Origin of the sequence: Asanoa iriomotensis (assembly GCF_016862515.1) — a bacterium.
Lineage (GTDB): Bacteria > Actinomycetota > Actinomycetes > Mycobacteriales > Micromonosporaceae > Asanoa > Asanoa iriomotensis.
This window is the reverse complement of record NZ_BONC01000011.1, coordinates 86,746-100,163: the sequence shown is the minus strand read 5'-3', so window position 1 is coordinate 100,163 and position 13,418 is coordinate 86,746. Positions and strand designations below refer to the sequence as shown.

General features: G+C 72.0%; 11 protein-coding genes. 8 read left to right on the top strand and 3 right to left on the bottom strand.

Annotation, left to right across the window (positions count from 1 at the left end; translation table 11 throughout):
• The first annotated feature begins 19 nt into the window (after window positions 1-19).
• From Air01nite_RS10610 to Air01nite_RS10600, 3 genes are all read left to right on the top strand, one after another.
• Complete coding sequence (locus tag Air01nite_RS10610; protein ID WP_203701823.1) at window positions 20-829, top strand: TIGR03936 family radical SAM-associated protein; 810 nt, start codon at window positions 20-22, stop codon at window positions 827-829.
• 145 nt (window positions 830-974) lie between these two features.
• Window positions 975-3,971: an Rne/Rng family ribonuclease gene (locus Air01nite_RS10605; RefSeq protein WP_203701822.1), complete on the top strand. Its 2,997-nt coding sequence runs from the start codon at window positions 975-977 to the stop codon at window positions 3,969-3,971.
• A 320-nt stretch (window positions 3,972-4,291) separates the two neighbouring features.
• Window positions 4,292-4,834, top strand: coding sequence for a hypothetical protein (locus tag Air01nite_RS10600; protein ID WP_203701821.1), 543 nt, complete (start codon window positions 4,292-4,294; stop codon window positions 4,832-4,834).
• Between the two features lie 304 nt (window positions 4,835-5,138).
• Here the strand turns inward: Air01nite_RS10600 and Air01nite_RS10595 are convergent, their stop codons facing one another.
• A complete protein-coding gene (locus Air01nite_RS10595; protein WP_239090638.1) occupies window positions 5,139-5,711 on the bottom strand; it encodes a TetR/AcrR family transcriptional regulator in 573 nt (190 codons plus the stop codon).
• A 73-nt stretch (window positions 5,712-5,784) separates the two neighbouring features.
• Here Air01nite_RS10595 and Air01nite_RS10590 point away from each other — a divergent pair, with 73 nt between their 5' ends.
• The 5 genes from Air01nite_RS10590 to Air01nite_RS10570 all read left to right on the top strand — a co-directional run bounded on the left by Air01nite_RS10590 (window position 5,785) and on the right by Air01nite_RS10570 (window position 10,535).
• Window positions 5,785-7,560: an ABC transporter ATP-binding protein gene (locus Air01nite_RS10590; protein ID WP_203701819.1), complete on the top strand. Its 1,776-nt coding sequence runs from the start codon at window positions 5,785-5,787 to the stop codon at window positions 7,558-7,560.
• A gap of 256 nt (window positions 7,561-7,816) precedes the next feature.
• Entirely contained in the window at window positions 7,817-8,131 is a 315-nt protein-coding gene (rplU, locus tag Air01nite_RS10585; protein WP_203701818.1) for a 50S ribosomal protein L21, read from the top strand.
• A gap of 11 nt (window positions 8,132-8,142) precedes the next feature.
• The gene (rpmA, locus tag Air01nite_RS10580; RefSeq protein ID WP_203701817.1) at window positions 8,143-8,400 is read left to right on the top strand and encodes a 50S ribosomal protein L27; all 258 of its coding nucleotides are present in this window, start codon (window positions 8,143-8,145) and stop codon (window positions 8,398-8,400) included.
• A 187-nt stretch (window positions 8,401-8,587) separates the two neighbouring features.
• Entirely contained in the window at window positions 8,588-10,039 is a 1,452-nt protein-coding gene (gene obgE / locus Air01nite_RS10575) for a GTPase ObgE (RefSeq protein WP_203701816.1), read from the top strand.
• A 34-nt stretch (window positions 10,040-10,073) separates the two neighbouring features.
• Complete coding sequence (locus tag Air01nite_RS10570) at window positions 10,074-10,535, top strand: GNAT family N-acetyltransferase (RefSeq protein ID WP_203701815.1); 462 nt, start codon at window positions 10,074-10,076, stop codon at window positions 10,533-10,535.
• Between the two features lie 46 nt (window positions 10,536-10,581).
• Here Air01nite_RS10570 and Air01nite_RS10565 read toward each other — a convergent pair whose 3' ends face one another.
• Both Air01nite_RS10565 and Air01nite_RS10560 read right to left on the bottom strand, forming a co-directional pair.
• Window positions 10,582-12,234 carry a DHA2 family efflux MFS transporter permease subunit gene (locus tag Air01nite_RS10565; protein WP_203701814.1) on the bottom strand — a complete coding sequence of 551 codons (1,653 nt, stop codon included), beginning with the start codon at window positions 12,232-12,234 and terminating at the stop codon, window positions 10,582-10,584.
• A gap of 65 nt (window positions 12,235-12,299) precedes the next feature.
• The gene (locus tag Air01nite_RS10560; protein ID WP_203701813.1) at window positions 12,300-13,217 is read right to left on the bottom strand and encodes a tryptophan--tRNA ligase; all 918 of its coding nucleotides are present in this window, start codon (window positions 13,215-13,217) and stop codon (window positions 12,300-12,302) included.
• Between the last annotated feature and the right edge of the window lie 201 nt (window positions 13,218-13,418).

Here is a 13,418-nt window from a genome sequence, read left to right as displayed (position 1 = left end):
CTAGGTGGTGGGAGGATGGATGCGAACGGTCCGAACTTGCGAGGAGCACGCGATCAGCAGGAAGCCACAGCCGGAGGGCGGGCAGGCGCCCGTCGTCCAGCGCATCCGGATCCGGTACGCCAAACGCGGGCCGTTGCGGTTCACCTCACACCGTGACTTCGCCCGCGCCTTCGAGCGGGCGGTCAAGCGGGCCGGTGTGCCAATCGCGTTCTCGCAGGGCTTCACCCCGCACCCCAAGATTTCGTACGCGAGTGCGGCGCCGACCGGCACGGCGAGCGAGGCGGAATACCTGGAGATCGGCCTGCAGCGTGAGGTCGACCCGGCGTGGGTGCGCGGTGCGCTGGACGCGGCGCTCTCGCCGGGGTTGGACGTGCTCGACGCGGTGGTCGCGTCGGGGTCGGGCCTGGCCGATCGCATCGACGCGTCGCGGTGGCAGGTGGAGTTGCCGGGGCTGTCGACGGCCACTGTGTCGGCGGCGGTCGCCACGTTTCGGGAGTCGTCGGAGGTCCTGGTCGAGCGGCAGACCAAGCAGGGGCGCCGCACGTTCGACACGCGGGCGGCGGTCGCTTCCATCGAGGTGATCGATTCCGGTCCGGCGGCTTCCGGAGCCCCCGCGGCACCGTGTGCGATACTCGACGTAGTCGTGCGGCAGGTCACCCCGTCCGTACGACCCGATGACGTCCTTGCCGGCCTCCGCGTGGTGGCCGACCTGGAGCCGCCGGTCCCGCCACGGGCGACCCGGCTGGCGCAGGGCAGGCTGACCGCGCAGGGGGCGATCGCGGATCCGTTGGAGGCGGACCGCGACGGGGCTGTTGTCGGTGAACGCTGACCGCGGCGACGCGATCGGCGTTTAGCCCGCCAGACTTCGGTCTGTTCGCCGCTCCCTTGTGGCGCGCAGCACCGGAAACACTTTGCGGCGACCCTGCGTGGCAGCGCTCACCCGCGCCCGGGGTTGTCAGAACTGGAGAACGTCCATGCTCGAGAACGAGCCAACGGGCGGCGAGGTCCAGGGCAACGAGCCCGCCGCCGAGACCGACGCGCCTGCGACACCTGTCAAGCGCACCCGTGCCCGGAAGACGACCGCGGCTGCTGCCTCTGCTGCTTCTTCCGCTGCTCCCGAAGAGGCGCCGCCGGCGACGCGTCGCCGGCGCAAGGCGACAACTGCCGCCAAAGCCGACACCGAGGGCGATTCCCCGGCAGAGGGTGCGAATGACGCGCCGGTGAAGCGGACCCGGCGCCGCAAGGCCGCCACCGAGGACGCCGCCCCCGCGGGTCGCGCCGTCGACGCGGTGGTCGCGGCGGAGTCCGACGACCCCGCGGCCGACCCGGCCGCCGGAGTCGGTGACGTCGAGCCCGCTCCCGGGCGCGGGCGGTCCGCCCGCGCGGCCATCGCGGAAGAGTTCGCCGACCCCGCCGCCGAGCCGGTCGCCGGTGTCGGTGACGTCGAGCCTGGCGCCGCGGTCGCCGGGGCGCCCGACGCCGACCCGGAGTTGGCCGACAGCGAGGGGGCCGAGGAGCCCGGCGCCGAGGACGAAGCCGAAGAGGCGACCACCGAGCCGCTCGAGGTGATCGAGGAGCCGGCACCGAGCCGGCGCCGGCGCACCGCCGCGCCTCTGCTGTTCATGGCGCCCGAGCCCGACGAGGAGCAGGCGCCGACCCGGCGGGTGCGGCGCACCCGGGCTGGTGCCGCCTCGGCCGCCTCGCCCGCCTCGCCCGCTGAGCCCACCGAGACCGCTGAGCCGACCGAGCCGGCCGAGACCTCGGAGGCTTCGACCACCGAGACCGGCGAGACCACCGCCAGCCGTCGCCGTCGCCGTGGGCGGCGCACCGGCGAGGAGGCGGCACCCGTCGAGGCCGAGGAGGTCGCGGAGGTCACCGCGGCCGACGAGGCCGACGCCGAGGTCGACGAGGATGACGAGGACGAGAGCGGTCGCCGGCGGCGCCGCCGTGGCCGCCGTGGCCGAGGGCGCGGCAAGGGCCCGGCCGACGAGGCCGACGAGATCGAGGAGCCCGCGGCCGCGGCGGCCGACGAGGCCGACCAGGACGAGGACGGCGACGGGGTCACCCGCCGGCGCCGGCGGCGCCGCCGCAAGGGCGACGCCGACACGGGCGGCGACGACGGCGTGCACACCGTGGTCCGGATCCGCGAGCCCCGCAGCACCTCCGACGAGGTGCAGGGCGTCTCCGGCTCGACCCGGCTCGAGGCCAAGCGCCAGCGCCGGCGCGACGGCCGCGAGCAGCGCCGCACCCGGCCGCCGATCCTGAGCGAGTCGGAGTTCCTGGCCCGCCGCGAGGCCGTCGACCGGGTGATGGTGGTCCGGCAGCGCGCCGACCGCACCCAGATCGGTGTGCTCGAAGACGGCGTGCTGGTCGAGCACTACGTGACCCGCGCGTCGTCGGGCGCGATGGCCGGCAACGTCTACCTCGGCAAGGTGCAGAACGTGCTGCCCTCGATGGAGGCGGCGTTCGTCGACGTCGGCCGGGGCCGCAACGCGGTGCTCTACGCCGGCGAGGTCAACTGGGACGCCTCCGGCCTGGAGGGCCGGGCCCGCTCGATCGAGCAGGCGCTCAAGTCCGGCGACTCGGTGCTGGTGCAGGTCACCAAGGACCCGATCGGCCACAAGGGCGCCCGGCTGACCAGCCACATCGCGCTCTCCGGCCGGCACCTGGTCTACGTGCCGGGCGGCAACGCGTCCGGGATCAGCCGCAAGCTGCCCGACACCGAGCGCAAGCGGCTCCGCGACGTGCTCAAGAAGCTGGTGCCCGAGGGCGCCGGCGTGATCGTCCGGACCGCGGCCGAGGGCGCGTCCGAGGACGAATTGGCCCGCGACGTGAAGCGGCTGCAGGCGCAGTGGGAGGACATCCAGGAGAAGGCGGCGGCCGGCGGTGCGCCGACGCTCCTCTACGAGGAGCCCGACCTGCTGATCCGGGTCGTCCGCGACCTGTTCAACGAGGACTTCCGCGAGATCGTCGTGCAGGGCGACGAGGCGTACGAGATGGTCGACACCTACCTCGGCCACGTCTCGCCGGACCTGGTGCCGCGGCTGCACCGGCACACGTCGACCGTCGACGTGTTCGCCGAGAAGCGGATCGACGAGCAGATCCTCAAGGGTCTCGACCGCAAGGTCTTCCTGCCGTCGGGCGGCCACCTGGTGATCGACCGCACCGAGGCGATGACGGTGGTCGACGTCAACACGGGCAAGTACACCGGTGCCGGCGGCAACCTCGAGGAGACGGTCACCCGCAACAACCTCGAGGCGGCCGAGGAGATCGTCCGCCAGCTCCGCCTGCGCGACCTCGGCGGCATCGTGGTCATCGACTTCATCGACATGGTGCTGGAGAGCAACCGCGAGCTGGTGCTGCGGCGGCTGACCGAGTGCCTGGGCCGGGACCGCACCAAGCACCAGGTCACCGAGATCACCTCGCTTGGTCTGGTGCAGATGACGCGGAAGCGGATCGGCGCCGGTCTGCTGGAGGCGTTCTCGGAGACGTGCGAGGTCTGCAAGGGCCGCGGCCTGATCATCCACACGGAGCCGGTGCCGGTGAAGGGTGCCCCGTCGGGCTCGTCGGCCCACAGCCACGGCGCCAACGGTGCGGGCTCCGCCGACAAGGTCAAGGCCGTCGCGGCCGCGCCCGCTGCCACCGCCGCGTCCGCGTCGTCCTCTTCTTCGCGGCGTCGGGGTCGGAAGGCGGCGGCGCCGCAGTCGTCGGCGCCGGACACCGTCGAGCCCGCGGTGGTCAACGACGAGGACGACACGATGGGGTACGACCTGTCCCGCTACGACGACGTCGTCCTGGACCCGGTCGACGAGGTCGAGGCACCGGACGTCGCACCGGCGAGCAACGGCCGGTTGGCCGGCACGGACGACCCGGACGCGGCCGGCGACGACGAGGACGGCGAGCTGGCCGAGGCCAGCACAACCCGCCGCCGAGGCCGCCGCGGCGGCGCCCGCCGCCGCACCCGTCCCTAGCTAGATCGCTTTCGCTGGCCGGCCACCTCCCTGGGGGTGGCCGGCCAGCGGCATATCCGGGGTCAAGCCGCGGCGGGCCTGGGTGGCGGCGTTTCGCTGGCTGGCCGGTGGCGTGTCTGGGGGTTGGGTTGCGGCGGGCCTGGGTGGCGGTGATTTGTTGGCTGGCCGGTGGCGTGTCTGGGGGTTGGGTTGCGGCGGGCCTAGGTGGCGGCGATTTGCTGGCCGGCCGGCGGCGTGTGCGGGGTCGGACGAGCAGGGCTCATGAATGCGCGTTAGGGTCGCGGCATCGTTCCGCCGCCACCCCCGGAGGACACACCCCGATGCGCCTGCGTCGCTTGCTCGTCGTATCCGTCGCCCTGTTCCTTGTCGCCGGTTGCTCCGCGGACGTGGAGGGCCGCGGTGACGCGAGCGCCACCCCCGGCGGGAGCGCGGCGCCGTCTTCGTCCCCTGGTGCGACCCCGTCGGGCGCCGCCCCGTTGGGCACCGCGGCGCCGAAGATCTCGCTGGGCCCGGAGCCGACCGCGAAGGCGGGCGGCAACGCGACGCAGATCTGCGCCGACGTGCTCAAGGCGAGCGAGACCGGCACGACGGCATTCGTCCAGCAACTCACGGCGGTGCTGGAGGCGCAGGGCAAGAACGACAAGACCGCCGAGGCGGCCGCAGAGAAGAAGCTGGGCACCACGCTCGACACCTGGGCGGCCGACCTCCGCAAGGCCTCGACGACGGCGACGGACGCCCAGCTCAAGACCACGCTGTCGCAGCTGGCGGTCCAGGTCGACTCGATGACGTCCAATGTGGCAACCATCGACGACGCCACCCTGGGCGCGATCCAGGACCGCCTGGACACCCTCTGCCCTAACTGACCGCACCGCGCACGCTCCACCTTCTTCGGCAGGCGTCGCTTACGCGGCATCCGGCGGGAGTGTCCTGTCAAGCCCGGCTGCTGTTCTTCGCTGGCCCGGCACGCTTCGCGAGCCTCCGGGCGCGGCAGCTCCCATCGGTAGACCCGGGGGATGTGGCGCGCGCGGCGGACGTTGGTAATCCATTGCTGCGGTAGCAGCAACCGATTACCAAGATTTGCCAATGCGGGCCTGGCAGCGGAGCGAAGCGGAGCGGTGTCCGGCGGGAGCGGCGGTCGTGCCCACGGCGGGCCCGGGAGAAATGGTCCTAATTGGTGGTGCGGGGGGTGACCGCGCCGTCGACCGTGCGGACCAGGAGGTCCAGGACTTCGTGGCGGGAGGCGTTGTGTTGGGTGATGTAGCTCCAGCCCGCGTAGAGCTGCGACCACATCAGGCTGGACAGCCACGGCGCGGGTAGGCCTGTGTCGATCGTGCCGTCGCGGTGGCCGCGGTTGATCATCGTGGTGAAGCGGTCGTCGCAGCCGTCGTCGACGATCGGGGTCGCGTCGCTCATGCAGTCCGGGTCCGTGAAGATCAGGGAGAGCAGGCTGCCCAGGTCGAAGTACTCGCGGCACAGGCGGAGGAGGGCCTCGCAGCCGGTGCCTTCCTCCAGGCGTGCGCTGGCCGTGGCCCGGTCCAGGCGGGCGGAGCCTTCGGCGGCGACGGCCCGGAGCAGGTCCGAGCGCTCAGGGAAGTAGCGGTGCAGCGTCGTGCGGCCTACCTCCGCCGCCGCGGCGATGTCGCTCAGGGCCGCGTTCGGGTTTTGCCCAAGCACCTCGATCGCGGCAGACAGGATCGCCTGCCTTGTGCGGGCCCGCGCACCACGTTCGTTCTCTGGCACAGCGCTGACGTTAGCAGTCTCAGATCGGATACGCGCTTGACTCTTGTGGAACAGCTTTGTTCCACTAGAGCGCATGACTGTGCCGCCTCCTCGTTTTCAACGGCTCCGCACTCTCGTCTCGTTCGTCACACCGCACCGGCGGGTGTTGGTCGCCGGTTTTCTGCTGGGGCTGCTGGGCAGCGCCGTCGGGCTTGCCACTCCGATGGTCACCAAGTGGGTGATCGACACGTTGGGGCAGTCCGACACGTCGCTCTGGCGGCCCGTCGGCGTGTTGCTCGGGCTCGTGGTGGTCGGCGCCGCGATCTCGATGTGGCAGTGGGTGATCATGGGCACCGTCTCGGAGAAGGTGGTGTTGGACGCCCGGGTGTCGATGATCCGGCGCTACTTCGTCGCTCGCGTGCGCGAGATCACCGGGCGGCCCAGCGGCGAGTTGGTCACCCGGGTCACCTCCGACGCCGGGCTGCTGCACAACGCCTCCGCCAGCATCGTCGGGCTGCTCAACAGCTCGCTCGCGCTGGTGGCGACGCTGATCCTGATGGGCGTGCTGGACCGTGTGCTGCTGGGCCTGACCCTCGCCTCGGTGCTGGTGGTCGGCGCCGTCATGACCGCGCTGATGCCGGCGATCGCCAAGGCGCAGGAGGCGGCGCAGGAGTCGGTCGGCCGGCTCGGCGGCGCGCTCGAAGGCGCGCTGCGCGCGATTCGCACGGTCAAGGCCAGCCGGGCCGAGGAACGCCAGACCGAACGGATCGTGGCGGACGCGCGTGACTCCGCGGCGCACGCGATCCGCGCCGCGCGGCGCACGGCCACGGTCTGGACGATCTCGTGGACCGGCATCCAACTCGCGATCATCGTGATCCTCGGCATCGGTGCCTGGCGCGCGGACCGCGGGCTGCTGGAGGTGTCGAGTCTGATCGCATTCCTGTTGTACGCGTTCCAGCTCATGGGTCCGGTCACCGAGCTCACCCAGAACGTCACGAACCTGCAGGCGGGGATGGCGGCGGCCGCGCGGATCCGGCAGGTCGACGCGATGGAGGTCGAGCCGGGGTCGCCGATCGACGCCGGGGTGGCGCGGGTCGCGGCGGGCTCCGGCGAGGTGCCGATCCTCGAGTTCCGGTCCGTGACCGCCCGATATGCGCCAGGCACCGAGCCGGCGGTACGTGGCATCGACCTCGCCGTGCCGAGCCGGGGGCACACCGCGATCGTCGGGCCGTCGGGTGCGGGCAAGACCACCCTGTTCTCGCTGATCCTGCGGTTCCTCGAGCCGGAGAGCGGCGAGGTGCTGCTCGACGGGCGGCCTTACCGGTCCTACACGCACGACGAGGTGCGGGCGCGCCTGGCGTACGTCGAGCAGGAGACCCCTGTCGTGCCCGGCACCATTCGCGACAACCTGCTGTTCACCCACCCTGACGCCACGGAGGCGGAGGTGATGGCGGTGCTGCGGGCGGTACGGCTGGACGACAAGATCGACTCGCTGGCCGAGGGGCTCGACACGTCGTTGACCGAGAACGAGGTCAGCGGCGGGCAACGGCAGCGGATCGCGCTGGCCCGGGCGATCCTGCGCACACCGGACGTGCTGCTGCTCGACGAGGCCACCGCCCAGGTGGACGGGCTGACCGAGGCCGCCCTGCACGAGTGCATCCGCGAACGGGCCGCCGCCGGTGCCGTCGTCACGATCGCCCACCGACTGTCGACGGTGCTCGACGCCGACACGATCATCGTGCTGGAGGAGGGGCGCATCCGGGCCCGCGGGACGCACGCCGAGTTGCTGGCGGCCGACTCGCTCTATCGGAAGCTGGTCGAGGCCCTCCGGATCGCCGAGGCGCGCCCCGAGCCGGTGGGTGCGGCCTGACTCCCGGGGTGGTTTGCCCCGTTGGGTCGTTCAAGCTCCTGTCCGGTTGGGGTCGGTGGGAGCCGCGTGGCCTGCGGTGGGTCGCCCCGGCCGAGGATCCCCAGTTTGGGGAGCGGGGCGGGCATGCCGTACGCTTGCCTGTGGCGCACCCCCGTGCGCCGCGTTCACGTGTGCCCGCCGATCGTGCTTCTCGCACGCAGGCGCCGCGGCGAACGCCGAAAGACCACCGCCACGCTACGACAGGAGTCCGCGTCCCATGTACGCGATCGTCAAGACCGGCGGCAAGCAGTACAAGGTCGCCGAGGGTGACGTGATCGAGGTCGAGAAGCTCATCGGCGAGCCCGGTGACGCGGTCAAGCTCGCCGCGGTGCTCCTCGTTGACGGTGACGACCTGGTGACCGACGCGGCGCAGCTTGCCAAGGTCTCGGTGTCCGGCGAGATCGCCGCGCACACCAAGGGACCCAAGATCCGGATCCACAAGTTCAAGAACAAGACCGGCTACCACAAGCGCCAGGGTCACCGCCAGAAGCTGACCCAGGTCAAGGTCACCGGCATCTCCAGCGGGAAGTAGGCGTTTAGGCGATGGCTCACAAAAAGGGTGCGTCCAGCTCGCGCAACGGTCGCGACTCCGCGGCTCAGCGCCTGGGCGTCAAGCGTTTCGGTGGCCAGGTGGTCAGCGCCGGCGAGATCCTGATCCGCCAGCGCGGCACCAAGTTCCACCCGGGCGACCTGGTCGGCCGCGGCGGCGACGACACGCTGTTCGCGCTGGCCGCGGGCGCGGTCCAGTTCGGCACCAAGCGGGGCCGCAAGACCGTCAGCATCGTGCCGAGCGAGCACTGAGGCGGGGGCTTCCCCACACCAGCGTTTAGCCGAAGCGGGCCGTGGACCAGGTGTCCCGGCCCGCTTCGCGTTTGCCGGCGCGGGCTGACCAAGGTCACGACCGCGCCGTTCGTTGCGGGCCGACATCGCGGTCACAATGGAAACTGATCGGTGGCCCGAGCAGTGAGTTCGATGGAAATGAGGAACCGTGGCTACGTTCGTTGACCGGGTCGTCCTGCACCTGCGGGCCGGCGACGGTGGGCACGGCTGCGTGTCGATCCATCGTGAGAAGTTCAAGCCGCTCGGCGGGCCCGACGGCGGCAACGGCGGGCACGGCGGCAGCGTCTCGTTCACCGTCGACCCGCAGGTGCACACGCTGCTCGACTTCCACTTCCGGCCGCACGTGAAGGCGTCCAACGGCGCCGGCGGTGCCGGCTCCAACCGGGACGGCGCCACCGGCGACGACCTCGTGCTGCGCGTGCCCGACGGCACCGTCGTGCTCACCAGCGACGGCGAGGTGCTGGCCGACCTGGTCGGCGCCGGCACCACCGTCGAGGTGGCCCGGGGCGGCCGCGGCGGCCGGGGCAACGCCTCGCTGGCCAACTCGCGCCGCAAGGCGCCCGGGTTCGCCGAGCTGGGCGAGCCGGGGGAGCGGCTCGACGTGGTGCTCGAGCTGAAGAGCGTCGCGGACGTCGGGCTGGTCGGCTTCCCGTCGGCCGGCAAGTCGTCGCTGATCTCCGTGCTCTCGGCGGCCAAGCCCAAGATCGCCGACTACCCGTTCACAACCCTCGTGCCGAACCTGGGCGTCGTGCGGGTCGACGACCACACCTTCACGATCGCCGACGTGCCGGGTCTGATCCCCGGCGCCGCCGACGGCAAGGGGCTCGGGCTGGAGTTCCTCCGGCACATCGAGCGGACCGCGGTGCTGGTGCACGTGGTCGACGCGGCCACGTTGGAGCCCGGGCGCGACCCCGTCGCCGACATCGACGCGATCGAGGCTGAGCTGAGCGCGTACGGCGGTCTCGAGGACCGGCCCCGGCTCGTCGCGATCAACAAGATCGACGTGCCGGACGGGCGCGACCTCGCGGAGATCGTCCGGCCGGACCTCGAGGAGCGCGGCTATCGCGTCTTCGAGGTCAGCGCCGCCACCCGGGAGGGCCTGCGCGAGCTGACGTACGGCATCGCCGAACTGGTCGCCGAGAAGCGGGCCGCGGCGCCCGAGGGCGAGCCGACCCGGATCATCCTGCGCCCGCGCGCGGTCGACGACGCCGGCTTCACGGTGCACGAGGACCCGGACGGCGCCTTCGTGGTGCGCGGCCCGCAGCCCGAGCGCTGGGTCCGGCAGACCAACTTCGACAACGACGAGGCGGTCGGCTACCTCGCGGACCGGCTCAACCGGCTCGGTGTCGAGGACCAGTTGGCCAAGGCCGGCGCCGTGCAGGGCAGCCTGGTCCGGATCGGCGACCGCGAGTTCGACTGGGAGCCGACCCTGGGCGCGGGCATCGACCCGACCGCCGGCCTGCGCGGCACCGACCCGCGGATCACCGAGCGCCCGACCCGCACCCGGGCGTCCGAGCGGCTCGCGGCCCGCAAGGCCCGCCGCCAGCCGACGCCGGACCTGCCCGAGTACGGCACCGACTTCGATGACGACGCGTCGTAACAGCCCGGAAATCGCACGTCGCTAGGGTCGGCCGGTGAAGGTCGAATCCCGGCGGGGCGACGAACCGGACCTGGTCGCGCTGGTCACCGCCCAGCAGCAGGAGCTGCGGGCCGCGGAGCGGGCCAGCGACGCGATCGACGGCTCCTTCCCGTTGCACGACGACATCCGTTATCTCGTGGTCGTGGTCGACGACGAGGTCGTCGCCTGCGGCGCGCTGCAGGCGATCGACGACCGGGCCGTCGAGATCAAGCGGATGTACGTGCGCCCCGAACGGCGCGGCGACGGCCTGGGCCGGACCATGCTCGCGGTGCTCGAGGAACGCGCCGCCACCGACGGCTTCACGGTCGCCCGGCTGGAGACCGGCAGCTACCTGCCGGCCGCGCTCGGCCTCTACCGCAACGCCGGGTACCGCCCGATCCCGACCTACGGCGAGTACGTGAGCAACCCGTTCAGCCGCTGCTTCGAGAAGGCGCTCAAGGCACCGGCGCGGGCCTGAGCCGGTCTCGTCGGTCGCTTTGATCCGCACGAGTCTCCGGCCGCTGTCAGACCTCCGCCGGTGCCTCGGCTAGTCGGTCGGCCGGCGGCGTCGGATCGGCCCGTCGCGAGCGGACGAGCAGGCAGCTCACCGCGGCGACGGCCAGCACGATCAGCGGCAGCAGCAGCGTCGTCTTCATCGCGTTGGTGAAGCCCTCGTGGAACGTGCGGGCGGCGATGTCGGTCAGCGCCTGCCGGTACTGCTCCGGCACCCCGGCCGGCAGCGCCGCACCCGACTGCCCGGCCCCGATGTGCAGGCTGCCGCCCGTCGCACCGGCCACCGCGTCGACGAACGGCTGCCGCACGTCCGGCGGCAGGTCGGCCGCGTTGGCGCGGGCGGCCGCGGTCAGCTTGGTGGCGAGCTGCGCCTGCAGCAGCGCACCCACCGCGGCCGAGCCGATCACCCCGCCCAGCTGCCGGGTCGTGTTGATCAGACCCGATGCGGCGCCCGCCTGCCGCGGCGGCACGTCGCGCATCGCGATCGTCTGCAGTGGAGCGAACACGCACCCGAGGCCGGCGCCCGCGATCAGCAGGCCGGGCAGCAGCCCCCACTGCCCGGTGCCGACGTCCGCCAGCGCCACCACCGTCGCCATGCCCGCGCACCACAGGACCAGCCCGAACGTCAGCACCCACTTGCCGGCCGCGCGGTCAGCGAGCCGCCCGGCGAACGGCGCGATCACCATGGACACCAGCGACAGCGGCGCGACCGCGAGGCCGGCCTGCAGCGCCGTCAGCCCGAGCACCGACTGCAGGTAGATGACCAGCGGCAGGAACAGCCCGAGCATGCCGAACGCGATCGCCGCGCTGATCCAGCTCATCACCGCGAAGTTGCGGTCCTTGAAGATCGTGAACGGCACCAGCGGCTCACCCGACCGCGTCACGTACTGATGCACCATGAAGACCGCCAGCACGAGCACGCCCGCGCCGATCACCTCGACGATCGTGATCGGGCCCCACACCTCGCCCCAGTCGTGCGACTCGCCCTCGATCAGGCCGTAGACCAGCAGGAACAGGCCGATCGTGGCGAGCGCCGTGCCGGTCCAGTCGAGCCGGTGCCGGCGGTTGAGCCGCAGGTCCGGCATCGCGACCAGGGCCAGGACGACGGTCAGCACGCCGACCGGCACGTTGACGAAGAAGATCCACTCCCAGCCGAAGTCGGTGACCAGGTAGCCGCCCAGCGTCGGGCCCGCGATCGTGGCGACACCGGCCACCGAGCCCCACACGCCGAACGCGACGCCGCGCTTGTCGGGCGGGAAGATCACGGTGATCGTGGCCAGCGTCTGCGGTGTCAGCAACGCGCCGCCCACGCCCTGCACGACCCGGAACACGATCAGCTGCTCGGGCGAACCGGCCAGGCCGCACGCGGCCGACGCCGCCGTGAAGACCACCAGGCCGATCACGAACAGGCGCTTGGGGCCGAAGATGTCACCGAGCCGGCCGGCGGTGATCAGCAGGACCGCGTAGACCAGCACGTACGCGTTGATGATCCAGAGGATCTGGTCGAGGGACGCGTCGAGGCTCGTGCTCATGTCGGGGATCGCGATGTTCACGATCGTCGTGTCGAGAAGGATCATGAAGAAGCCCAGGCAGAGCGTCACCAGGACGAGCCACGGGTTGCCCGCGGGGCGCTCCTGCGTGGGTGCGACGGTCGGTGTGGTCATGATGGACCCCCTCGAACGTGAGCGTGCCTGGTAGGTCTAGCACGCGGCTCCGACAAAAGTCAGGGTCAGGTGAGCACCCCGATCGCGCGCTTCGCACGGAAGACCGTTTCGGCGGTACGCGCCCGCGCCTGCTCAGCACCCTCAGCCAGCAACCGGCGCACGTAACCGGGGTCCCGCGCCAGCGTCCCGTAGGCCGCCTGCAACGGCCTGAGCAGCCCGAGCACCGCCTCGGCCGTGGCGCGCCTGAGCTCGGCGTACCCCCGAAGCTCCGCACCGACCGCGACCGGCGACCCGCCGACGCACGCCGCGAGGATCTCCAACAGGTTGCTGACGCCGGGTCGCAACGCGCGGTCGTACCCGATGCTGCCGTCGGAGTCCGTGACCGCGCGCTCTATCTTGCGGATGACCAGCGCGGGCGGGTCGAGCAGGCCGATCGCGCCGGATGCCGACGAGGTCGTCTTGCCCATCTTGACCGTGGGGTTGGCCAGGTCCATCACCCGTGCGGCGACCGGCGGGACGACCGCCTCGGGCACGACGAACGTGGGCCCGTAGCGCCGGTTGAACCGCTTCGCGACCTCCCGCGTGAGCGCGACGTGCTGCCGCTGGTCGTCGCCGACCGGCACGTGCGTCGCGTCGTGGAGCAGGATGTCGGCCGCCTGCATCGCCTCGCCGTACCACGTCGTGCATTCCAGCAGGTAGTGCAGTTCGGCGTGATCGGGCACCTGGGACTGCACGTAGAACAGCGTCCGGTCGGGATCGAGCCCGGCGGCCAGCAGCACGGTCGCCTGGCGCAGCGTGGTCTCGCGCAGCGTGCGGGGCTCGTGCGCCATGGTCAGCGCGCGCAGGTCGGCGAGGAAGACGATCGAGTCGGTCGTGTACTGGTCGCGGACCATCGGCGCGATCGCGCCGAGCAGGTTGCCCAGATGCAGTTCGCCGGTGGGTTTGAGGCCGGTCAGGCGGCGGGTCGCGACGGTGGTGGTCATGGCTGCCTCCGTGGGACGAGAGGAGCCGCGCGAGCCGGGGGTCGCGAAAACGGCCACCCGGAGTCGGGCGGCCGTTGACGTGGGCACGCGGATGCGGGGCCGCCCTTAGGGCGACCACCAGCCGAGGAAACTCAGCGTCCGCATCCGGCTGACTCTAGCAGTCGGTGTGCGTCGCGCGCGCCGTCGATGGCCCCCTCCGCT

Bases quoted from the DNA above. Each gene is read 5' to 3' on its own strand.
- Air01nite_RS10610 (WP_203701823.1), top strand. From the start codon at position 20: ATGCGAACGGTCCGAACTTGCGAGGAGCACGCGATCAGCAGGAAGCCA.
- Air01nite_RS10605 (WP_203701822.1), top strand. From the start codon at position 975: ATGCTCGAGAACGAGCCAACGGGCGGCGAGGTCCAGGGCAACGAGCCC.
- Air01nite_RS10600 (WP_203701821.1), top strand. From the start codon at position 4,292: ATGCGCCTGCGTCGCTTGCTCGTCGTATCCGTCGCCCTGTTCCTTGTC.
- Air01nite_RS10590 (WP_203701819.1), top strand. From the start codon at position 5,785: ATGACTGTGCCGCCTCCTCGTTTTCAACGGCTCCGCACTCTCGTCTCG.
- rplU (WP_203701818.1), top strand. From the start codon at position 7,817: ATGTACGCGATCGTCAAGACCGGCGGCAAGCAGTACAAGGTCGCCGAG.
- rpmA (WP_203701817.1), top strand. From the start codon at position 8,143: ATGGCTCACAAAAAGGGTGCGTCCAGCTCGCGCAACGGTCGCGACTCC.
- Air01nite_RS10565 (WP_203701814.1), bottom strand. From the start codon at position 12,234: ATGACCACACCGACCGTCGCACCCACGCAGGAGCGCCCCGCGGGCAAC.
- Air01nite_RS10560 (WP_203701813.1), bottom strand. From the start codon at position 13,217: ATGACCACCACCGTCGCGACCCGCCGCCTGACCGGCCTCAAACCCACC.